General features: G+C 40.6%; 19 protein-coding genes and 1 pseudogene. All 20 read right to left on the bottom strand.

The window, feature by feature from the left end:
- Positions 1-6 precede the first annotated feature (6 nt).
- A complete protein-coding gene (gene recN / locus HMPREF2979_RS06180; RefSeq protein WP_070655687.1) occupies positions 7-1,677 on the bottom strand; it encodes a DNA repair protein RecN in 1,671 nt (556 codons plus the stop codon).
- Between the two features lie 8 nt (positions 1,678-1,685).
- Complete coding sequence (locus tag HMPREF2979_RS06185; RefSeq protein ID WP_070655689.1) at positions 1,686-2,132, bottom strand: arginine repressor; 447 nt, start codon at positions 2,130-2,132, stop codon at positions 1,686-1,688.
- Entirely contained in the window at positions 2,119-2,946 is an 828-nt protein-coding gene (locus HMPREF2979_RS06190; RefSeq protein WP_070655691.1) for a TlyA family RNA methyltransferase, read from the bottom strand. Before HMPREF2979_RS06190 ends, HMPREF2979_RS06185 begins: the two co-directional genes overlap by 14 nt.
- Entirely contained in the window at positions 2,939-3,811 is an 873-nt protein-coding gene (locus HMPREF2979_RS06195) for a polyprenyl synthetase family protein (RefSeq protein WP_070655693.1), read from the bottom strand. The genes HMPREF2979_RS06190 and HMPREF2979_RS06195 overlap by 8 nt, the downstream gene beginning before the upstream one ends.
- Positions 3,811-4,026: an exodeoxyribonuclease VII small subunit gene (locus HMPREF2979_RS06200; protein ID WP_002884058.1), complete on the bottom strand. Its 216-nt coding sequence runs from the start codon at positions 4,024-4,026 to the stop codon at positions 3,811-3,813. The genes HMPREF2979_RS06195 and HMPREF2979_RS06200 overlap by 1 nt, the downstream gene beginning before the upstream one ends.
- Complete coding sequence (gene xseA, locus HMPREF2979_RS06205; protein ID WP_045772088.1) at positions 4,016-5,344, bottom strand: exodeoxyribonuclease VII large subunit; 1,329 nt, start codon at positions 5,342-5,344, stop codon at positions 4,016-4,018. The genes HMPREF2979_RS06200 and xseA overlap by 11 nt, the downstream gene beginning before the upstream one ends.
- A gap of 186 nt (positions 5,345-5,530) precedes the next feature.
- Entirely contained in the window at positions 5,531-6,292 is a 762-nt protein-coding gene (locus HMPREF2979_RS06210) for a hypothetical protein (RefSeq protein WP_064521298.1), read from the bottom strand.
- Between the two features lie 127 nt (positions 6,293-6,419).
- Positions 6,420-7,064, bottom strand: a complete 645-nt coding sequence (nth, locus tag HMPREF2979_RS06215; RefSeq protein WP_070655695.1) for an endonuclease III — start codon at positions 7,062-7,064, stop codon at positions 6,420-6,422.
- Positions 7,064-7,762 carry a DnaD domain-containing protein gene (locus HMPREF2979_RS06220; RefSeq protein WP_004182658.1) on the bottom strand — a complete coding sequence of 233 codons (699 nt, stop codon included), beginning with the start codon at positions 7,760-7,762 and terminating at the stop codon, positions 7,064-7,066. The genes nth and HMPREF2979_RS06220 overlap by 1 nt, the downstream gene beginning before the upstream one ends.
- 71 nt (positions 7,763-7,833) lie before the next feature.
- Positions 7,834-8,778: a homoserine O-acetyltransferase MetA gene (gene metA / locus HMPREF2979_RS06225; RefSeq protein ID WP_004182659.1), complete on the bottom strand. Its 945-nt coding sequence runs from the start codon at positions 8,776-8,778 to the stop codon at positions 7,834-7,836.
- Between the two features lie 172 nt (positions 8,779-8,950).
- Positions 8,951-9,469 (bottom strand): adenine phosphoribosyltransferase, encoded by a 519-nt coding sequence (locus HMPREF2979_RS06230; protein ID WP_048790968.1) that lies wholly within the window; start codon positions 9,467-9,469, stop codon positions 8,951-8,953.
- A gap of 118 nt (positions 9,470-9,587) precedes the next feature.
- Positions 9,588-11,789 (bottom strand): single-stranded-DNA-specific exonuclease RecJ, encoded by a 2,202-nt coding sequence (gene recJ, locus HMPREF2979_RS06235; RefSeq protein ID WP_070655697.1) that lies wholly within the window; start codon positions 11,787-11,789, stop codon positions 9,588-9,590.
- A 310-nt stretch (positions 11,790-12,099) separates the two neighbouring features.
- Positions 12,100-12,504, bottom strand: coding sequence for a GNAT family N-acetyltransferase (locus HMPREF2979_RS06240; RefSeq protein WP_060972379.1), 405 nt, complete (start codon positions 12,502-12,504; stop codon positions 12,100-12,102).
- Between the two features lies 1 nt (position 12,505).
- Positions 12,506-13,216, bottom strand: coding sequence for a class I SAM-dependent methyltransferase (locus HMPREF2979_RS06245; RefSeq protein ID WP_060972380.1), 711 nt, complete (start codon positions 13,214-13,216; stop codon positions 12,506-12,508).
- Positions 13,217-13,227: 11 nt separating this feature from the next.
- On the bottom strand, positions 13,228-13,995 hold the full coding sequence (locus HMPREF2979_RS06250; protein WP_060972381.1) for an SDR family NAD(P)-dependent oxidoreductase: 768 nt from the start codon (positions 13,993-13,995) through the stop codon (positions 13,228-13,230).
- Positions 13,995-14,924 (bottom strand): ribonuclease Z, encoded by a 930-nt coding sequence (rnz, locus tag HMPREF2979_RS06255; RefSeq protein WP_002884122.1) that lies wholly within the window; start codon positions 14,922-14,924, stop codon positions 13,995-13,997. Before rnz ends, HMPREF2979_RS06250 begins: the two co-directional genes overlap by 1 nt.
- 31 nt (positions 14,925-14,955) lie before the next feature.
- Positions 14,956-15,597, bottom strand: coding sequence for a hypothetical protein (locus tag HMPREF2979_RS06260; RefSeq protein ID WP_021144310.1), 642 nt, complete (start codon positions 15,595-15,597; stop codon positions 14,956-14,958).
- Complete coding sequence (hflX, locus tag HMPREF2979_RS06265; protein WP_060972384.1) at positions 15,590-16,828, bottom strand: GTPase HflX; 1,239 nt, start codon at positions 16,826-16,828, stop codon at positions 15,590-15,592. Before hflX ends, HMPREF2979_RS06260 begins: the two co-directional genes overlap by 8 nt.
- Positions 16,829-17,205: 377 nt before the next feature.
- Positions 17,206-18,375: pseudogene (locus HMPREF2979_RS06270) on the bottom strand (FtsW/RodA/SpoVE family cell cycle protein); the annotation flags it as partial.
- Between the two features lie 140 nt (positions 18,376-18,515).
- A complete protein-coding gene (locus HMPREF2979_RS06275) occupies positions 18,516-23,315 on the bottom strand; it encodes a glycoside hydrolase family 70 protein (protein WP_070655699.1) in 4,800 nt (1,599 codons plus the stop codon).
- Positions 23,316-23,579 lie beyond the last annotated feature (264 nt).

The following is a 23,579-nucleotide window of genomic DNA, read 5'->3' on the forward strand; positions in this document are numbered from 1 at the left end:
CTTTTTCTAAAGAGAGTCATCCACCTTTAACAAGGCTCTTGCTTGGCTCAGGGCAGCCTCCGTCACATTATCACCTGCTAACATCTTAGCGATTTCTTGCACCCTTTCCTCAGGTGTCAAGAGACGAACACGAGAGACAGTTGTCTCATTATCGCTTTCCTTAGAAATAAAGAACTGATAATCAGCAATGGCAATAACTTGTGGAAGGTGACTGATGGCCAAGACCTGACCATGACTCCCAATCTTATGAATTTTCTGAGCGATGGCTTGGGCAACACGACCTGAAACGCCAGTATCAACCTCATCAAAGACGATACTTGTTTTGTCTTCTTTGCGGGCAAAGGCTGACTTAATCGCTAACATGAGTCGAGATAATTCTCCTCCTGAAGCAACCTTAACAAGCGGTTTAAAGCCTTCACCTGGATTGGTTGAGATGTAAAACTCAACCTGCTCATTGCCATCACGGTTAAATTTCCCTTTAGTAAAGGTAACTTTAAAATCAGCCTTATCCATGTAAAGGTCGCATAACTCGTTCTTAATCTCAGCTTCAAGGGCTGTAGCAATTTGATGGCGTGCCGTTTGTAGGGTCTCTGCAGATGCAAGCAGGTCTTTTTCAAGTTGCTTAAGCTCTTGTTCCATGGCATCTGACGAGCTGGAATTGCCAGTCAGAAGATTGTACTCTTTACTTGAATTTTCCAGATAATCTAGGACGTCATCGACAGTCCCACCATATTTACGAGTAATTGCATTAATCGTATCTAAGCGGTGTTCAATCTCTTGCAAACGCCCAGCATCAAAGTCCAAATTATCCAAAAGGTCACCAAGTTGCTTAGTGACATCTTCCAGAACATAATAGGCTTCTGATAGATTTCCAGAGAGTTCTTTGTAATCTGAGTCATACTCTTCAAGAGACTGGAGGTCATTCATAGCAGAACGAACATTTGAAAGGCTTGAAAAATCTTCATTATCCAGCATGACATAGGCATTGGTTAAGGTATCAGCAATCTGCTTATGGTTAAGAAGCTTGTCTCGCTCCTTCATCAATGCCAAATCTTCTCCTGATTTTAGAGAGGCTGCTTCAATTTCTGCGATCTGAAAAGCCAGCATTTCAATTCGAGCCTTATGCTCCTGCTCATTTTTCTGCTTTTCAAGAACGGATTTTCTTAACTCACGATAGCGGTCAAAATACTCCTGGTACTCTTTCTTAGTCTGGAAAAATTCCTTGTCACCAAAGGCATCAAGCATGGTAATATGCAGAGCAGGTTTCATAAGCTCTTCCTGGTCATGTTGTCCGTGGATATCTACCAAGAAGTGCCCAACGGCTTTAAGCGTCGTTAAATTGACCATCTGTCCATTGATACGACTAACACTTCTACCATTTTGGAAGATTTCACGACGGATAATCAATTCATCCTCGACAGGAATCCCATTATCTTCCAAGATACTAACCAAGGCAGGATTTTGTTCGATTGAAAAGAAGCCCTGAATTTCAGCCTTAGATGCTGAATGACGGACGACTTCGCTAGAAGCACGTGCGCCCAACATAAGATTCATGGCATCTATAATAATGGACTTACCAGCACCTGTTTCACCAGTAAGGACGGTCATACCATTCTCAAAGTTTAGAGAAATCTCTTCAATAATTGCGAAATTCTTTATCGTAATTTCGAGAAGCATAGGCCCTCCTATTCTTCAACCCACTTAATGATTTGCCCCTGTAGTTCGATGGCTGCTAACTCTGACTGAGCCACTAAAAAGAGGGTATCATCGTCAGCAATGACACTAAAAATCAAATGCTTGTACTCATCCAAAAGAATCTTCTTGATGAGGCGGCTAGTCCCAGGTTGAACAACGATATTCATAAAGGCATGTTGGCGATCAACACGCAACAAGCGACGAGTCGAAACAGAGGTTCCACCTACTCGTCTAGGAGCAGTTGAGAGCCCATAGATGTATGAACCGTCTTCCGTTGGTACCTTGGTAATACCAATTTCATTGATATCACGCGATACTGTCGCCTGAGTAGCCTTCAATCCCTCATTTTGGAGTAATTTTACCAATTCTCCCTGAGTCGTAATTTTATTTTCTTGGACAATCTTTCGGATCAACTCCAAACGATCATTCTTCTTCATTCTTTTTAAACTCCTTATGTGCTTGTGCTACAACTTTCTTAATAGAGGTTTGAGCATCATTTTGAGGAGAATTTGTCTTCTCCAAGTGTGCGAGAAACTCAATGTTACCATGACCACCTTGGATAGGTGAAAAGTCCAGTCCCTTAACTGAAAAGCCATAGTCAACCGCAAAGGCTGTCACTGTTTCTAACACTTTTTCATGGACACTGCTCTCACGGACAATCCCGTTTTTCCCAATTTGTTCACGGCCCGCCTCAAATTGTGGTTTCACAAGAGCAACTACTTGCCCTCCATCAACCAATATCTTAGCTAAGGCCGGCAGAATCAGATTAAGAGAGATGAAGCTGACATCAATTGATGCAAAAGACGGTAACCCTTCTGTGAAATCAACAGGTTCCGCATAACGGAAATTATATTGCTCCATGGAACGAACACGCTCATCTTGACGTAATTTCCAAACCAACTGATTGGTGCCGACATCCACAGCATAAACCAGTTTAGCCCCATTTTGAAGCATAACATCAGTAAACCCACCTGTTGAAGCTCCGATATCGATGGTCGTCATGTCTTCAACTGACAGATTGAATACTTCCAAAGCTTTTTCAAGTTTGAGTCCTCCACGGCTCACATACTTGAGTTTTTCTCCTTTAAGCTTCAACTCTGTACCGTCGTCGATTTTTTCACCGGGTTTATCGTAACGTTCACCATTGATAACATTAACAACTAAACCAGCCATAACGCCACGTTTAGCTTGTTCTCGTGTTTCAAAAAGGCCTTGTTTATAAGCCAAAACGTCTACTCTTTCCTTAGGCATGGAGTCGTAACCTTTCTATGATTTCTATAATACTGTCTTTCTTGAAACCTTGGGTCTCAGCTAGATTTTGGAAAATAGCCTCAGCTTTATTAAGTGATTCCTCGAGGATAGCATGTGATTTTTCCAGACCAAGAAGAGCCGGATAAGTTGATTTTCCAGCAACTATATCTTTTCCAGGTGTCTTCCCAAGTTCTTCGAAATCAGCAGTCACATCCAAAATATCATCACGTACTTGAAAGGCAAGACCAATCAAGCGACCAGCTTCTTGAAGATTTTCCAAGACCTGTTGATCTTTTTGAGCAACAATACCAGCCGCTACAAAAGGAAAGGTTAAAAGCTTACCTGTCTTATTCTCATGAATCTTAGCCAGTTGCGATAAATCAAGTTCCTGACCTTCACCCTTCATATCCAACATCTGTCCACCTACCATACCGAAGGTACCTGAAGAATGAGACAATGCTTGAATCAATTGAACTCGAATTTCTGCTGATAGGTCTGTTTGAGCCAGGAGATCAAATGGATCCAAAAAGAGAGAATCTCCAGCCAAGATTGCCGTTGCTTCATCAAATTTCTTATGGTTGGTTAAACGCCCTCGACGGTAATCATCATCGTCCATGGCCGGCAGATCGTCGTGAATAAGACTTCCAGTATGAATCATTTCAAGACTTGCTGCGACATCGAAATGACTAGGAGTAAGCTCTAAACCAAAACCTTCAAGTAAATCTAAGAAAATCAGTGGACGAATACGCTTGCCTCCACTATCAACTGAATAAAGGATGGCAGTGATTAAATCACTTGATACAGGAAGATTCTTTTTTTGGTAGTAATCACGGATAGCCTCATCAATTTTATTTAGCTTGCTCATTAGGCATCCATTTCCGTTTCTGTACCATCTGCTTGCATGACCTTAACTAGTGTTTTTTCGGCATCTTCCAAGGTCTTCTGCAAATCTTTAGACAAGGCCATACCTTTTTGGAACTCAGCAATAGCATCCTCAAGAGCAACATCACCTGTTTCGAGCTTAGTGACGATGGCTTCTAAGTCCTGTAAATTTTCCTCAAATGTTTTTTTAGTTGACATTTTTCACCTCTACTTCTAGTTCTCCATCTCTCATTTGGACGGTTAATTGATCACCTTCGGTAATATTCTTAGTACTTGTTAAAGGTTTATCATCTTTCTTGACAATGGCATAGCCCCTTGCAACAATACGGCTAGTATCTAGAGACAATAAGGCATCCTGTGCCTTTTCTAATCTCACACGCTTACCATTAATAGTATTCTTGGTTGTAGTCACCAATAAACGTTGTAAAGACTCTCGACGGTCTTGGTAGTTCTGAACACTAGTTAGAATATTTAAGCCTTGTAATCGTTGTCTCAAAAGTTCCGCTTCTTTTTGTTTTCGCTCGAAATCTTGACTCATGAAGGTTTCAAGCCTTGTTGTTAGTCGATCCAACTTTTGTAGATAACCATCGTAAAGGCGTTCAGGTTGTCTAAAGACAACAGATTGTGACAATTTGGCCAAGCGTTCCTGATTATATTGTATACGTCTCAAACAGGCTTGATAGGCTCTATTTTGTCTTTCACGAATCCAAACCAAGGTATCAGCCTTTGATACCGGAGTCGCAAGTTCTGCCGCTGCTGTAGGCGTAGCAGCTCTACGATCTGCAACAAAGTCAGCCAAAGTCGTATCTGTTTCGTGACCAACGCTTGAAATCACAGGTAGGCGACTCTCAAAAATCGACTGAACTACAATTTCCTCGTTAAAAGCCCAGAGGTCTTCAATAGAACCTCCACCACGACCAACGATAAGTAAATCTAGGTCATCCCTTTGATTGGCTTTTTGGATATTTTCAGCAATCTCCTGTGCAGCTCCTTCACCTTGAACCTTGGTTGGGAAAAGTAAGATTTCTACCCCAGGAAAACGACGACTAACGGTCGTAATAATATCTCGAATAACCGCACCACTAGGACTAGTGACAACCCCAATTTTTTTGACAAAATTAGGCAGAGCTTGCTTATGACGATCATCAAAGTAGCCTTCTGCAGTCAATTTTTTACGAAGCTGTTCAAACTGGATGGCCAAAGCCCCAATACCATCTGGCTCTGCCTTCTCGATAATAATGGAATAAGAACCACTAGGCTCATAAATCTGGACACGACCAACGACATTGATCTTCATCCCTTCTTCGAGTTCAAAACCAAGTTTTTTGAAAACTCCAGCCCAAATCGTCGCCTGAATAACAGCTCCTTCATCCTTAAGCGAAAAATATTGGTGACTCGGACGTCGACGAAAATTGGAAACCTGCCCCGTCAAATATACCCTCTCTAAATAAGGATCACGGTCAAATTTCATTTTCAAATATTTGGTTAAGGATGTGACCGATAAATAGTCTGACACGACAACTCTCCTTTATTTAAGCTATCCTTGAAAACCTGAAGACATTAAAAAAGTTCTGCAGAACTATCATCCCCAAATCTTCTCAGTCGGCTTTTTAATTGTATACACGATTACTTAAAATTATACCAAAAAAGACTGTCAAAAGACAGTCTCAACCACCATTGTCAGGTGTTTTATATAGTTTCATTAATCGGTTGTATATTTTTTTGAAACGACGTCCCAAGAATCGCTTGAACCGTCAATACCACCATAGGCTTCGAGTTGTCCCTTCTTATCTACACGGAAAAGAAGAACATCATTACCATAGGCATCATAAAGTTGAGCATAAACTAGATTATCATCATCATCCGTCCATGAATAGACTTTCCAACCTAGATTCTTATAATTTTCTCCAGTTGACCCTTGTTCTTTAGCATAGGTAGAAACAACCCAGTCTTCTAACTGCTGGTCAGACAAGGATGAGGTATCAACTTGAGAGGATTGATTATCTGATGATGCTGCTGCTTGTTCCTTACTTTTAGCTAACTGACCATTTTTCCATGGATTTGTTACACTCTCTTTTTGGTTATTACTATACCACATCAAGGTAACCACAGGAATAACCACTGCAAGTACTGCAACAACTCCAATTACCCATCTAATGATTTTAGGATCTTTGAGTTTATCAAAACTCGAAACTTTTCTTCCCTTTGTAGTTTCATTTTTACGACGTCTAAATTCGCTCACAGCTTTTTCCTCTTTTTCTTGAAAGTAGTCCCTTTTTTTCTTTTCCTCTTGTTCCAAGAGTTTTTGCACTTCCCTACGACCCTGCGGATCACTCGTTTGAGCCAATGAAATCTGCAACTGAAAAATACGATTATCCAAAGCTTGCTCATATTCTTTGGCTGCTTCTCTATCACCATTATCAGCTAAGGCTCTCAGATACTCTTCATTACTGAATTCAGCCATTCACTAAATCGCTCCTGCTTCTAAATCGTTTCTTCTATTTTCTTAAAGCCTGAGACTTTTGTCAAGTTACTAGTTTGTAACAAATTCTTACAGCTGTAAAAAGCCGAAGAAAACCACATTCTCCAGCTTATTTCTTGGTTGTTTCTTTATAATACTTACAATAACTTTGAAGAGGACATGTCTGGCATTTAGGATTCTTAGCCAAGCAATGATAACGTCCAAAGAAAATCATACGGTGATGACTGATAATCCAATCCCTCTTAGGGATTTTCTTCATCAGTTCTGCTTCAATTTCCTCTACACTAGCATCCTCTGGCACGATATTTAGCCTCTTAGATACACGTGAGACATGCGTATCTACAGCAATAGAAGGGATGCCATAGACTTCAGCCAATACTACGTTAGCTGTTTTTCGTCCCACACCAGGTAGACTTTCCAATTCCTTATGCGTTTTCGGAACCTGTCCATCAAAATTCATTAAAACAGCTCTAGCAGTCTTGATGATGTTCTTTGCTTTATTTTTGTAAAGACCAATCGTTCGCAAACACATCTCAACGCCATCAAGATTAGCCGAAGCCAAATCCTCAATTTCTGGATAACGCGCCCACAAGCCTGGTGTAATCTTATTAACAGCCTTATCAGTTGTCTGGGCCGATAAAATAACAGCAACTAATAGTTGGAAAGGAGTTTCCCACTCCAGCTCTCCATGAGCATTGGGAAACATCTCCCCCATGAGAGCTAGAGCCTCATTAACACGTTTTCTTCCTAACATTATTGGCCACCCCATAATTGACGGGCTGCATCCATACCTGTTTTGAAGTCATCCGAAACTTGGTGATGGTGCTTCTTACCTTGATGCTCCAAACGACGCTCTTCAACTTGAATTTTCGTCGTAATACCACTCAATTTCCAGTTACGCAAAACCCCTTTGATGTAATTCCAATTTGTCTTGCGGTTAAATACTGCTTCTTTCAAAGCCTCACGGATAAGTTCAGGATCAGTGTGCTCTTCTTGGATTTCCTTGTTTAAATCTTCGATAACCATAGGATTCAAGATTCCCAAAGCTTGTTCTAACTCATCTGTTAATTGCTTGATGAGCTGTGTATTTGTTGGCTGACCAACGACAGGCCCGGTCGTTGTCTTTTCATTGCTCACTAACTTGTCCAAAACTGCCAAGGCAGGTGAAGCATCTACAACCATCTCAATTTCATTATTAACCTTAATAGTCGTGAAATCAAGGAGCCCAGCCTCAGTCAATGTCGTAATACTTTTATTAACCTCAGTTGGTGTCTTTCCAGTTGCTTGCGCTATCTGACTAGAAGCCACTTCTCCAATCTGAGTTGTCGTTTGTAGATAGAGAAACTGCCAAACTAGAAAGTCATCCGCAGATGGAAAAATATCCTTAAAGTGGAAAAATAAAGCATTAGGAAGGACCAGATTACCTGATCGATACTGTTCAAAAAAACTCATATTTACCTTTCAGAGTAGCTAGACACCCCAAAAGTCTTTATGCGCTCACATAAGTCTTTTGAGACTGTCTACTACAAATAACCGTAGAATGAAAAATCGTCTTCCAACTCTTCTAAACGATAAGGTGTTTCTTGATATACCGCATAGTTAATCCAATTGCTAAAGAAAGCAGATGCCGCAAGATTCCAACGAAGTTTAGGCTCCTGGCTTGGATCATCCTCTGGGAAATAGTTTGCCGGTACGTCTGGATTAATCCCTGCATCCAAATCTCTTCGGTATTCTCTGGCCAGAGTATCACGGTCATATTCAAAATGACCGAAACTATATACTTCACGAAGATTCTTACTTGCTAAAATAGATAAACCAACCTCTGGTCCTGACACAACAATATCTAAATCCGTCTTGTTTTTAATATCCTCGAGCGTAACCTCAGTATAGCGAGAGTGTGGTGACACAAAGCTATCATCAAAGCCATTCATAAGGAAGTTTTCAGGCATGTCAACCGTTTGTTTATAGATACCAGATAGTTTCTCTGACAATGGGACCTTGTCGACTCCATGCTTATAATAGAGACCTGCTTGAGCTCCCCAACACAGATGAAGGGTTGAATAGACATGCTTTTTAGACCAGTCAAAAACCTGTGTCAATTCTTGCCAATAATCAACTTCTTCAAAAGGCATTTGCTCAACAGGAGCACCTGTTACGATGAGACCATCATAATACTTATGCTTAATTTCATCAAAAGTCTTATAAAAGGTTTCCATATGTTCGGCATGGGTATTTTTTGACTTATGACTAGCCATATAAAGAAACTCGACGTTAATTTGAAGTGGCGTATTGGCCAAAAGACGTAGCAATTGAGTTTCCGTAACTTCTTTAGTAGGCATAAGATTAAGGATTAAGACCTCCATTGGTCGAATATCCTGGCTACTAGCTCTGTTCTCATCCATGATGAAGACATTTTCCGAACGCAATACATCAAGAGCTGGTAACTTATTATCAAGTTTTATAGGCATAACAATATCTCCATCCTTATTTATTCTATCTTCATATTATAAACCGGGGAGGTATTGTTATCAAATATATATTTTCTCTAGTTAGCTATAGCTTTAAACTATATTTAGAGGGCACCTTTGTTTTAAAAGAGTTAAAAAGGCCCTAAGGCCTTTTGTTAATTCATAGATAGATTTATCCTGGGAAGTTCATCAATACTTTAGTATCGTAACCTTCGATAGCATCACGTCCATTAAGACCATCAAGCTCAATCAAGAAGGCACAACCAGCAACGACACCACCTAGGCGCTCAATCATTTCAATTGTAGCTTTGACAGTACCACCAGTTGCCAAGAGGTCATCAACGATAAGTACACGTTGGCCTGGCTTAATTGCATCGGCATGCATACAAAGTGTATCGACACCATACTCTTTTTCGTAGTCGGCTGAAATCACTTCACGTGGCAATTTACCAGGTTTACGAACAGGAGCAAAACCAATACCAAGTTCAAAAGCAACTGGACAACCAACGATGAAACCACGTGCTTCAGGACCAACAATCATGTCAATCTTCTTATCAGTCGCATACTGAACGATTTCACGGATAGCATAGCTATAAGCATTTCCATCAGCCATCAAAGGACTAATATCACGGAAAGTAACCCCTTCTTTAGGGTAGTTTTCAATAGATGCAATATAATCTTCTAATTTCATTTGTTCTTCCTATAGGCTTTTCGCCAAAAAAATATTTACATACCATTATAGCATGAAATATTAAATTTAGAAAATGCTAACCCTCATTTCGAGACGAATCCTTTGGATTCAGACTCCCCTACTTATAAAGCCAGTCATAAATTTCCTGTGGTGTTCCCAAAGCCATAAGTTCTTGGAACTTAACGAGTCGTTTCAGATCTTGGAAAATCTGACTGTCCTCAATCTCACGTTTTTCAGCTTCTTTATTGACTGTCATAACACCATTATCAATAGTCACAAAATCCAATTCATCAAAGATTTGAATCATCTTAATCAGGAGAATCTTGTCGATTTTAAGGTAATGACTGAGTTCATCCAGTTTATAGCGGACATCGAATTCTGGGAATTGATAAATGGTTTTATAGAGCCTTGCAAATTGCTCTCTTGTTCCATAACCTGTCAGATAATAGGCTTCCTTAATGCTATTTTTAAAATAGATAGCCTGAAAATCTTTACCTTCAAACCACTCTTTTAATTCTGTCGCTGATTCAGGTAGGGTGTTGAGGACAACCGCAGGCTCTGTGTCTGCTGCTTCTTCTACCGATGGTAGACCTTCAGGCAGTGACATGTTTTTTGATCGAAAATCAAATAATTGAACACCATCCACACGCGCATCTTCTAGCATGAGCTGTAGCGTTGTCTGTCCATTCCAAACATTAACAGACAAGGTCACTGCCAATTCCAAACCTTGAGCTTGTTGAAATTCTTGAAGCAGATTACCTTTATTAAAAGCGACAACGTCAAAGCTATCCTTGCCTTGCTTCACCTTAAACTTAAGATGGGCTCCATTTTGTCCCATTGTCCTAGCTTGAGTAACGGTAATATCATGTAGCCAAAAGACTGGCTTTTTATTATCCATACCAAAAGGTGCTAGTTTTTCAAGGCTCTTAATGGTATCCAAGCTAAGCTCGCTGAGTTGAAGCTCCTCGTCTAAATTTAACGTATTTTTGGCACTCGTATCAATGTTATTATCGTAGACATAATGACACAAAATCTCTGATAGTCGTCCAAGATTTTCTTCTGGAAGGGTCATCCCCGCCGCTCCAGCATGTCCTCCAAAAGCAGTAAAGATGTCTCGGTGGTCATCAAGCGCATGGAAGATATTGATAGATTCCAAACTACGAGCGGAACCCTTAGCCAAGCCATCTTCAATATTCAAAACCACTACCGTCTGACTGATTTGTTCCATGATACGCCCCGCCACAATACCTAGAACGCCAGGATGCCAACCTTCCTTGGCCAAAACCTGAACAGGTTTATCCAAATCCACCATAGTCATGGCTTCATCAAAGATTTTTTGAACAACTTCCTTACGTTCTTCATTTTTAGCATTGATTTCCAGAGCAATGGCTTGGGCTTCTTCATCGTCAAATCCGGTCAGTAGTTCAATGGCTGGATTTGGATCATCTAAGCGTCCCAAGGCATTGAGTTGAGGGGCCAGTTTGAAACCGACCGTTTCTTCAGAAATCGTTGTTGGGTCTACATCTGAAATGCGGAGCAACTCTTGCAGTCCAATACGCTCAGTAGTCTTTAGAATTTCCAGGCCGACCTTGACCATAATACGATTTTCATCCGTTAGGCTAACCATATCGGCAATGGTACCAATAGCTACCAAGTCCAACATCTCAGTAGGAATAGTTTCAAGGAGGGCAGTTGCCAATTTGAAAGCTACACCACAACCTGCCAAATACTTAAAAGGATAATCGGCATCTGGATGCTCTGGATGAACAATGGCATAGGCATCTGGAAGTTGTGCCGGCATACTGTGATGGTCTGTAACGATAACGTCCACACCTTGCTCTTGCGCATAAGCGATAGCATCATTCCCCGCTACCCCATTATCCACTGTAACAATGAGTGAAATGCCTTCCTGTTCAATGAAGTACTTGTAGACACTTTCGTTTGGCCCATAACCATCTATAAACCGGTTAGGCAAATAGACTCGAGCCTCAGCTCCCATCATTTCAAGAGCTTCCTTGACAATCGATGCTGATGTCATCCCATCCGCATCATAGTCTCCATAGACTAAGATTTGCTCATAATTTTCAATGGCCTGACGAATTCTAGCCACTGCCTTATCCATATCATGAAGAAGATAAGGATTATGAAGGTGTGATAAATCAGCCTTTAGAAAGTCTTCAAGAGCATCTTCTGTCGTAATGCCACGTTCATAGGCAATCTTGGCTGCTGTTTCTGCCAGTCCATGTTCTTTGGCAAGTTTAAAAAAGCCAGCATCTGGCTCTTTTGTGTTTATTTTCCAATCATACGTTGATGTAATCATGTTTTTATCTTTTCTCCCTGTCATCTAGTCTATCTATTATAACATGAAAAAATTTATCATAGTGGATAGAAAGCTAAGTTTCCTAAAAAGAGAATGTCAAACATCGGAAGGTGCTTAGACTCGTGGTACACTTCCAATCAAGACCTGCTTTTCTAGACAAAATAATAGTCTGGATATTGCTCCCTTTTTGACTTGTGTTTTCTCAGATATTCCCTTCTCCTCTTTACGTTAACTAACTCTATTCTACTATCATTTTCAAGCAATATTAGGAAAAACAAGAAAAAGATTCCCTATTTGGAAATCCTCTACATCAATATTTATAAATCATCCCTGTACAAGCTTGCTCTGAAAGTTCGACAAAGCCCAAGGATTGGTAAAAGGCTAAATTTTTCTCGCTACGTTCAGTGACAAGGAGCCGTTGATAGACATGGGGGAAAGTCGCCAAAGCCTCTTCTAAGAGTTTCGTGCCAATGCCTTGGCGCTGGTAATCTGGTCGCACCAAGAGGTCCTGTACAAAAATGACAGAATGGCCATCTCCTACTAAGCGAATGTAGGCTACCAGCTCTTTCTCATCATAGACTGCCAACTGCCAGAGACTGGCTTTGACAGCTTCTTCTAGCATGGTTGGATTGTTAGTATAATTGGTCCAGCCGACTGAACTGTACAGTGCGAGTAGGTCTGTCATCGCTGGAATCTCTTTTTTATAATTTAACATCTTAACTCCTTTTTAACCTATAATGCTGGAAGAAGGCGATATCCCGATAAGGGGACTTTTGGCAGACCGCCAGCTCCATCTTAAGCATAGACTCTCGCCATCCCTCTTGGCCTTTGAAGCGATTGTCCTGCAAGGCATAAAAGACACGGATTCCTTGGTAGTCTTTAATTTCAAGAGCTAAATTTTCTACTACTGCATCAAGATCATAGGCCTGAGCCAAACCCATGGAGTGGGTTTCCAGATCTTGGCCTGCTAGTAAATCGAGGGCCTTCTGAGTATCATTTTCGAAGACGACGGTCTGTAGGACTCGGCCGACTTCATTGTGCTTGACGTTAGAGAGCAGGCCTCCTGGTTTCAAGAGGCGGATGAATGCCTTGAGAACAGCCTTGCGATTCTCTACATACTCTAAGACATTGTGGCAGAGAATGACATCAAAGCTAGCATCCTCAAAGCTTTCTAACTGATCCAGACTCCCGACTAGTTGCTGATAGGGGTGATTCTGGGGCCGCAAGGCCACCATTTCTTCATTGGGTTCTACAGCTAGAACTTGATTTTCTTGAGCCAAGTGGTTGGCCACAAGGCCAAAGCCACTGCCAAAATCAAGCACTCGCTTTCCCTTGATGTCCTGTAATTGGTCAAAAAGAATATCATAATAGATTTGACCCCAGGGTTGCTGGAGATTTTCTAAATACGCTTGGATATTTGCGGCCATCTAGTATCCTCCTATTTGTAGTTAAACACATTGGTAGCTAGTTTGTCCGAGATTCGTGGAAATAGCGTGTAGCCTTTGTGGGCAACTGCTAAGAGTCGTGGTAGATTAACTTCACGTTTGTTTTTACACAGAATACGGACAATCTTTTTAGCCACGTATTTAGGACTGAGGACAAACTTTTTAACACTCTCAAGATAGGCTCCAGAGGGATCAGCTTGATTGAAGAAAGATGTCTCAATTGGACCTGGATTGACCGTAGTCACATAGACTCCCTTATCAGCCAACTCTAAACGCAGGGCATCTGAAAAGCCAATTACCGCAAACTTTGTCGCTGCATAGACACTTGAGTTGGCTGTCGCAATTTTCCCCGCCATACTGGCGATGTTGATGATATGGCCATGGCCTTGTTCCACCATTTTCTCAGCCATCAGACGTGAAAAGCTCATCGTCGCAAAGGTATTGATATCAAACATATCACGTACCTCTTGGCTAGTGTAATTATCATAAGACTTGAATTCACCAAAACCAGCATTATTGATAAAAACATCAATACGTCCAAATCGTTGATAGAGATAATCGACCATTTTTTTAATGGCATTGTCGTCTCTAAGGTCAATGGCAAGGCAGGTTTTATTTTCCACATGGCGATAACATTTCTCAAGTTTATCCTTGTCTCTTCCTAAGAGGATAATGCCATCACTGGGTGAGAGCTGCTTGACAATTTCTTGTGCAAGCCCACCTGAGGCACCAGTAATAGCGATAATACGTTGTTTAGCCATTAAATCTCTACCTCTTCTAGGTCACGAACGATGTGGGTGTTTTCGAAAATTGTTTTAGCATCTGCTGCCATCTTACCGATATCACGCCCTAAGAAACGTGCTGATACGTGATTTAGAAGAAGACGTTTAGCTGACGCATCTTTAGCGACCTGTGCTGCTTGCATGTTGGTTGAATGCCCATGGCTCTTGGCAATTTTTTCGTCACCTTTACCATAAGTAGACTCGTGCACCAAGACATCTGCTCCCAAGCCAAGACGAACACTGGCATTCGTCTTACGAGTGTCACCTAAGATAGTGATAACCTTACCTTTCTTAGGTGCGGAAATAAAGTCCTTGGCAATGATTTTTGTTCCATCTTCAAGGACCACATCTTGCCCATTCTTAATTTGACCAAAAAGCGGACCAAATGGTACACCTGCTGCTTTAAGGGCCTCAGCATCCAAGGTTCCTTCAAGATCCTTTTGAACCACACGGTAACCAATACAAAAAATGGTATGATCCAACTTATCTGCATAAACAGCGAACTTGTCATTTTCCATAACCAAGCCAAGCTTATGCTCATCAATTTCCTTAAAATGCACATGGTAAGGGAGGCGTGTTCCAGAGGTACGAAGACTAGTCATAACATATTGTTTAATGCCGACTGGACCATAAACCTCTAAATCTGTTTGTTCTTCACTCGATTGGAAAGAACGGCTAGCCAAGAAACCAGGTAGGCCAAAGATATGGTCTCCATGCATATGTGTGATAAAGATTTTTTTAACTTTACGAGGTTTGATTGTTGTTTCTAAAATCTGACGTTGGGTACCTTCTCCACAGTCAAACATCCAGACCTCATTGATTTCATCGAGTAACTTCAGAACCAGACTCGACACGTTACGGGCCTTGGAGGGCTGCCCGGCACCCGTCCCTAAAAATTGTAATTCCATGACTTCCTATACTTTCTATCTATCGTTCTTCTTATTTCTGGACAATATAAGCCAGGCATTCACGCTGAGCAAAGCCATAATAAACAGTTTGCCCTTTATATTGAGACAAAAGTTCCACTAATTCGTCTTGATTGAAGCTAGCCAACTTAATGACATTTCCCTTCAATTTAGTTACACGACTAAGTAACTGTGTCTCAGGTGTTAACTCTTCCAATACTTCTTCATCAAAATCAACCTTGGTCATCTTAATTTGAGTGCCTTCAAGATAAACCTTATACTGCGGGAAAACTTGAGCAAGCTCAAACAAAATGCTAGCCGTTGGAACCTCTAAATGCTCGGCAAAGACTAAGGCCACCTCATCAGCATTTTCATAGCAAAATCCATAAGATTTTCCTGACAGATTGAGACGAATAAAAGGCTTGTGCTCATCAAAAGATGGTTCAGGGTTAAAGAGGTTCAACTCCTTTGAAAGGTCCAAATAGTATTCCGTCGCTGCTTCAGGAGATTGTTTTTGGTAAATCTCTGCAAAATAAGCATTAATCACGCTTGGTGGTGGCGTAATGAAAGCCAATTTTTGACTGTCAGAAAGGTCTGACAAGGTATTTTCTAAATAGACCTTATCTAAACTTGTAAAACCACCATATTTTAAAGCTAAATCCATATAATCAGTCATAAAATTCTTCCAATTTCCATTTATTTTTCGGTGAAATATAACCTGTAATTTCTTCCACTTCTGTCTCAAAAGTGTAGCTATCTAGCAAGGCTAATTGACTCAATTGATAAAGTTTATAAGCTTGATCCTGATGGACCTTAATACTAAAGGGTTCAAAAATCTGTTGAATTTCGTCAATCAAGAGTCTTCTGAGGGCCTCACGACTTCCCTTGTCACGTGCTGAGAGGCGAACATTAGGAAAGACTGTTGCTACTAGATTATCAGCTAAATCCATCTTATTGTAAATTGCTAGGCGAGGGATATCAGTCATGTCTAAATCTTTGAGAATGTCTAAGACCACCTTTTCATGCTCTTCGTGATTAAAATCACTCGCATCAATGACATGCAAAAGAAGGTCCACATTACGACTTTCTTCAAGTGTTGACTTAAAGGCAGCAACCAATTCTGTTGGCAAGTCCTGGATAAAACCAACCGTATCTGTCAAGGTCACTTGAAACTGATCCTTTAAGTAAATTTTCTTAGTTGTTGCATCCAAGGTCGCGAAAAGTTCATTAGCCTCATATTGCTTATCATCCGTCATAAGGTTCATGATCGTTGATTTCCCAGCATTGGTATAACCAATCAAACCAATTTTAAAGGTACTTGAATCAACACGCTTTTCGCGAATGGTTTCTCGGTTCTTCTCAACAATCTTTAACTGGCGTTCAATATCAGCAATCTGGTTACGAATCGAACGACGATTGAGCTCCAATTGACTTTCACCAGGTCCACGGCTACCAATGCCCCCTGCTTGACGGCTGAGCATAATCCCTTGACCAGCTAAACGGGGCAACATGTATTTTAGTTGAGCTAGGTGAACCTGAAGTTTCCCTTCATGGCTTCTAGCCCTCATGGCAAAGATATCCAAAATTAATTGCATACGATCAATAACTTTTACGCCAAATGCTGCTTCAAGATTGGTATTTTGACGAGGTGTTAAACGGTTATTGACAATGACCGTAGTAATCTCATCCGCATCCACCATGGCCTTGATTTCTTCTAATTTTCCTGAACCTACGAAAGACTTACTATCATAGCGTTCACGTTTTTGGGTATAGCTAGCTACAACCTCTGCTCCTGCAGTTTTGGCAAGACTGGCAAGTTCCTCCATTGACATGTCAAAATGCTCTGTTTCTTGCAATTCAACACCTACTAAAATAGCACGTTCTTGCTGTTTGGCTGTCTCTATCATAGCAAACCCCTTTTCAAAATAGTCAACTTTTATTATACCACAGGCAGGGGCAAAGAAAAGGTCACAGACCTTAATTTTTTTCAAAGAAAAACAAGTTGGATTAACCAACTTGTTTTCTCTTAATGTTTACGTGTCGGTTTCTTTTTCGAACCCTTACGACGCTTGCCTTGATGAATGCTTGGCGTATTTTGAGAAATGGTTTGACGCATTTTCTCAGTGGCCTTATCAACCTTATCTTTAGCCTTGACCAATTCTTGAGAGGCCTTGGTAACACTCTTCGAAGGCTTGTTTTTCTTAGACTTGCTCTTAGAAACAGGTTTCACTTGACTAGTTCCAGACGTACGCATACGACGAGACATAGCCAGGAGAATTTTATTTTCCTCGTTGAGGTTAGTCTGATAAGCCATTGAAAGCACCAAACCAACACCAATCAAGTTAGAGATGAGCGATGATCCCCCTTGTGAAATAAAGGGCAAAGGAATACCTGTCAAAGGAAGAATTCCCACTGCTGCCCCAATATTTTCAAAAATATGGAAGACAATCATCATGATAAAACCTGTCGAAATAAAGGTATAGAAACGATTGTTAGACTTAAACGTCACTCGCAACATGCGGTAAATGAGGAAGAGATAGGTTAAAAGAACCAATCCACCGCCTACCAAACCAAAATCTTCCGCAATGACTGTGAAAATCATGTCACTCTCACGAACCGGTACGTTCAACTCCAGATGATTAAAGCCTTTACCATAGATTCCTCCAGTACCAATCGAAATCATCCCTTGGGTCTGTTGAAAGGCGATACCATCTGCATAAGTGAAGGGATCCAACCAAGCTGAGATACGGTTAATCTGGTAGGTTTGCACCCCCATCTTGAGCATGGCTTCCTTACCCCAATCTGTGGTAAATACCATTACAAACAAGGCTAATCCTGTTGCAAAAGCTAGAACTACCGGCAAGATAATACGCCAGGATATCCCCGAGACCACTACGATACCGGCTAAAATAGCCAGAAAGACTAAGGCAGTCCCCATATCTCCTTGTAGAACCAGTAAACCTAAAACAGGGAGTGTGACTGCAACATATTGGAAGAGCAGTAACCAGTCATCCTGAAGGTTGGTCACTTCCTTACCTTGCTTAGCCCAAACACCTATTCTCGATAGAAAAAGGATGTAGGATATCTTCATGAATTCAGATGGTTGGAAAAGGGTGACTGACCCAATGCTTACCCAGTTTTTCGCTCCCGTCGAGGCTACCAGAGCAGGGGAATAGAAAACGAGAGGTAGAACCATAAGCCCCAGACCGAAAATATAGAGCCAGGGGGTTACCTTCCAAAGAAACTCTGTATTAAATAACATGACAACAAAAGCAAGTACTGAACCTAGAAAAATCCATAGTACTTGCTGAGACATGACTTGCACAAGATTCTTTGGGTAATCAAAATTTGTTGCGATAAATATCGAAACCAGGCCAACCAGTAGCAATATGAGAACTGGCAGGAGAATCGAGTAATCTATCCGACTTTCAATAGTATTTTTTGACTTAGCCATGTGTACTCCAAAATAAAGATTTAGCAAGAGTTATTATACCACTTTTTTGGCCAGACAAATGACCTGAATGTATAAAAGTTAGACAATTTTTTACGAAAAAAGCAACCACAAAAGTGATTGACTTCTTTCATTCATTAATCTTAATTTGACACGTAGCCTTTTCCTTGAGCATTGAAGTATACCCATTGCCCTGAAGGAATTTTAACCCAACGATTAATAGCCTTTTCCCCTGTATGAACATCATAGTAAGAGATTGAGCCATCAGGATTCACAGCTGTTGCACCTTTCACTTGCTTACCAGTTTGGTCAAAGTAAAGGTTTTGGCCGTTGATCGTCTGTTCACCAACAACAAGTTCACCTTTGGCATCAGCATAGTACCAGTTGTTGTCTCCAGTAGTGAAGAAGGTTGATACTAACTTATTACCAGTAGCTCCATGGTAGTATGAACGGCTGCCATTCGCATTTGTTGCAAAGTCACCTTTAACCTGTTTACCATCAGTAGCAAAGAAGAGTTTTTGACCGTTAATCACTTGAGCTCCTGTAACGACATTTCCCTTATCATCAGCATAATACCATCTATCATGACCGGTAGTGAAGAAGGTAGAAACCATCTTATCACCAGTATTCCAGTGGTAGAATGAACGACTACCGTCAGTGTTCGTTACGAAGCCACCCTTAACTTGACGTCCATTAGCATCAAAGTAGAGGTGTTGACCATTGATGACCTGAGCACCTGTGACATTACGTCCATGTGAGTCTGCGTAGAACCAGTTGTTGTCCCCAGTAGTATAGAAGCCTGGTGTATGTGCCCTAGTCACAACGCCCTTAGCATCGATATTAAAGGTTTGACCATTAACTACTAGTGATGTATCCACAAGTTTCACACCTGTAATAGCATCGTAGTATGAAGTCGTACCATCAGGATTGTTCACGAACTCACCTTTAACTTGTTTACCTGACTCATCAAAGTAGAGTTCGTCACCATTGATGGTTTGAGCACCACGAAGAACGTCACCTTCGTTATTTGCATAGTATGTGGCATCACCAACTTGGAAGAAGCGATTCTTAACTTGAACACCTTTTTCATTGAAGTAAAGGTTTTGTTTACCTACCTTAGTAAATCCAGTGGCAACATAACCCTCATCGTTGGCGTAGTACCAGTTACCATCTTGTTCAAAGAAGCCTGAGTACTTACGTTCACCTGAATCGCCACAGAAGAACATCAAGTGGCCGTCTTTTGTAGGAATGAAGATACCTTTAGCTTGGTAACCATTGTCATAGAAGTATTTTTCCTTACCTTCTACTTCAGTCAAACCAGTAGCCATGATGCCACCCTTGAAGAAGTATTGGTAGAATTTCTCTTCCTTACCACTATCATCTTTAACGGTAACTTCTTTCCAACCAGTTTGAGTCGTCAATTTACCTGACTTACCATAAACCAATGATTGACCTTTGGCATTTTTTCTGACACCATCAGTAAACATGACACCATTTGGCAAGAAGAAATAGTTAGAACCATCGATAGTTTGTTCACCAGTTACAAGGTAACCCTTATCGTTAAAGTAGTATTGCTTACCGTTATAAGTTACAAACTGACTCTTAGCTTGAGTACCTGATGTTGTGTAATAAGTTACACCTGTACCATCATAGGCAAAACCAGTCTTAGCTTTTGTATCACCAGTCAAGGCTGCTGGGAGGAAGGTACCTTTATCGTTAACGGTGAAGTACAATTTACCATCGCTGAGAACATAGTCAGAACCACGTTTTTGGATGTTTGTACCGTTAAAGTATTTAGCTTCCCATTGTTTAATCTTCACAGATGGATCAATTGTCTTACCTGACGCTTCCATAACTTCTTTGAAGATTTCTGGATAAAGTTTTTGAAGTTTGTCGAGGAAGGCACCACCATACTGTGCTTGGAAATCATTTCCTGATGACTTGGTATTTGTCACATAAAGTTTATTAACCAAGCTAGTATCATCAAGGACCTTACCATGTGTATCAGTACGCGTAGCAGTCACTACTTCTTTACCAGGAAGGGTGTACAATTGGTCCGGAACCCAGTCAGCAATGACTTGAATACCTTGTTTGTGAAGAGCCTTGAGGGCATCACGAAGATCTTCTTTTGAACCATATTTATTGTTTTTGCTCATGGCAAAGTCGTAACGGTCTGTGAAGGCATAACCATTTTCAATAATAGAATCAAGGAAAGTGCCATCCTTAGATGAGACATATTGAGGTGCAATCTCAAATGACGTAATACCCCATGACTTGAAGAGGTCTGCGTTAGCTGCAATCAATTTGTTAGTATATTGACTATCCTCTTTGACAAAGTCTTGGAAGTTTGAGAAACCTTCGTAAATCACTTGTGCTTCAAGTGCTGCAGAAGAGCTATAAACCTTATCCCCTTCTTTGTAGGCTTTTGTTGATGGTTTGGCAAGAACGTTTTGATCGTCAGTCGCACCTACTGGTACCCAAACTGAAAGGTAACCACTCATATCAACAGTCTTAAAGCCTTTGATTTCATCAGCTGTGAAGACAAGATTTCCTTGTGCATCTGTGTATTTAACAATCTTAGTATCTGAATCATTCAATGAGGACACGATACCTTTATCCGTACCAAGCAAGAGTGGACGGTAGGCTTGGTTCTTGTGGGCTGCACCCATATTTACAGTAATTGTTTCACCATCTGCTAATTTCAAATCTGGGTTATTAGCAATGAGGGTCAACATACCAGAATTACGACCGTATTTTCCACCTTCTGTATCAGTCTTAGACATCAAATCTTGACCATAACGGACAGAAACCAAAACTTCTTTATTGTCTTTAGCAGACGATACGCCATCTCCAGCAAGATTGTGGATATAAGATGTTTGTCCACCAGCTACATATTTAGGACGCGCTTTAAGAAGAGTTGTGATTTGATCAAAGTATGGTGATTTCTTAGCCATGTACTGACCATTATCAGTATACAAGTCTCCATAATAAACACGTGTTGCTGCACCCATTGTTTGAAGCATCAAAGCATAAGCTCCAGGAATATTTGAATGCGTATATTCCTTATCCACTTTCAACATATCAGCATTATAAATGTCAAAAGCTTGTTTCAATTGATCTAATGTAAAAGTAAATCCATCTGTTGTAGGATCAATTTTTTTGCTGATAATGTCTGCGATAACCGTTTGAACTTCTGAGTCGTGTGCACGAACAAAGAGATAGGTTGCAAAACCAAGTTGATCATATGATGTAACTTCCGCACGGTTTGAAAGACCGAAATAACCACCGTTAATAAGGTCCTTCATTGATGCATTACGAGCACCTGTACCTTTATTAGTTACTGGACGAGTCAATCCATGAACAATAGACAAACGGAGACCATTATCCATAGAAAGGGCAGCTGTATTATGTTCGTCCACATAATATGGGTCGTTTTGAGACCAAGCTTCAAGAATTGAGATATTAGCAAGGGCACGTGCTTCAGACTCATTGACCTTGTAAGCAGCCTTCATGTATGAAGACACTAATTGAAGCATATCGATGCTGACATTGTCCACAGCATCAACACGGATACCATCAAAGTGAGCATCTTTGTCCTTGTCACCAAAGACGATTTGTCCCCAGTTCATGAAGTAATACAATTGGTTAAGCATTTCAGCTTGCACAATTGGGTTTGAGTTGTCGATATCGCTTGAAAGCAAGAACTCATAACCAGCATCACTACCACTCTTGATCTTATCGTTTGCCAAACGACTTGTTGCCGTTTGGTCAAGTTTACGGTAGTCTGAGTTAGCCCACTTCGTTAAATCACTATTAACAAAGAGGAGAGCCCCTTTTTGGAAGTGTTCTTTACCTGGAGATTCAGAGTTAATGTCCCATTTATCTTGGTCTTTAACAAAGGCCTCGATTGACTGACGCAACCAGTCTGTTGACTTATTAGCAGCAATCTTAACTTCAATCTTACGTTGGATGATTTGAGCAGCGGCATTCAAACTAGCTTGAGAATTTTCAATCGTAAAGACATCTTTTGTTTCTTCACCGTTGCTAAGAGCCTTAGTCATGTAGTTCAAGTAAGCTACTTGAGTATCCTTATCAGGCCACCAAGACATCAAAAGTGGACGGAAATCTTTTTCAGTTGACGCTTTCCAAGTTGTACCAGCTTCAAGGATTTCTTTTGGACGGTACCAACTATCTGCTGTCAAATAACCATCAACAAGTTCAAAGCTTGCTTTTGTTGAATCGTAGGCAGCATTGTTTTTAGTAAAATCAGTAACAAGATTTGTTGTTTCTTGTGTGAATGAATAAGTTGATGTGCTTGAAAGGGCACCATTTTCATCAAAATAAAGGACCTGACCATTTACAGTAATGGCAAAGTTTTTCTTGTGTGATCCATCTTCTAGAAGATAGTAATATTTACCATCTTTTTCCTTTTTAATATTATCAAGTGAGACTGCAGCCTTAATCTCAGCTTCAGAAAGCTCTTTAGACTTCTCAGCCGTTGGAGCAGCTACTCCAGCATTTGCAGCTACTTCCGATGTTGTAGCAGTTTCTGGTTTAGCAGCAACTTCTGGCTTAGCAGTCGTTTCAGGTTTGGCTTCAACCTCTACTGCTGCAGCTCTATCACTAGTTGTTCCTGAATTTGGTTGAACAGTCGTTTCAGCTGGTTTGTCAGCAGTAACTGCTGCTCGCTCTGTTGTTGTGGCATTTGAAGTATTTCCTACCTCAGTTGTTGTGCCTACCTCTTTTTCAACCACAGGATTTGTATTTTCCCCGACTGTAGTTGTTGAAGGTGATCCATTAGTATTATTTATTTCTTCTGCAGAGGTGAGTGAAGATGTGGCAACACTACCACCTACAATGGTAGCCAAAGCTGCTGAAGCGACAGCCAAAGTAACCCACTGCTTCTTCACTTTATGCAGTTTATAGCGTACTTTATTTTCCATATTCAATTTTTCCCCAATATATTTTTTGTCTTAAAATCTACACCTTAAAGACTTACTTATTATATCATTTTTCACTATCAAAAAAACTTAATACAACTTATTTTAATGACTTTTTTACCATCTTAATATTAAATTAAAAATCCGTCATGTAAGCGACTTGAAAGGGTATTTTTCAAAAAGAACCTTTTCCTAGAAAATATAAAAAAGAGAACCGAAGTTCTCCTTTTTAAATGGCTCTATAATTTCTGTAGTGGGTAAAACCAC

Origin of the sequence: Streptococcus sp. HMSC078H12 (assembly GCF_001814615.1) — a bacterium.
Classification (GTDB): Bacteria; Bacillota; Bacilli; order Lactobacillales; family Streptococcaceae; genus Streptococcus; species Streptococcus salivarius_F.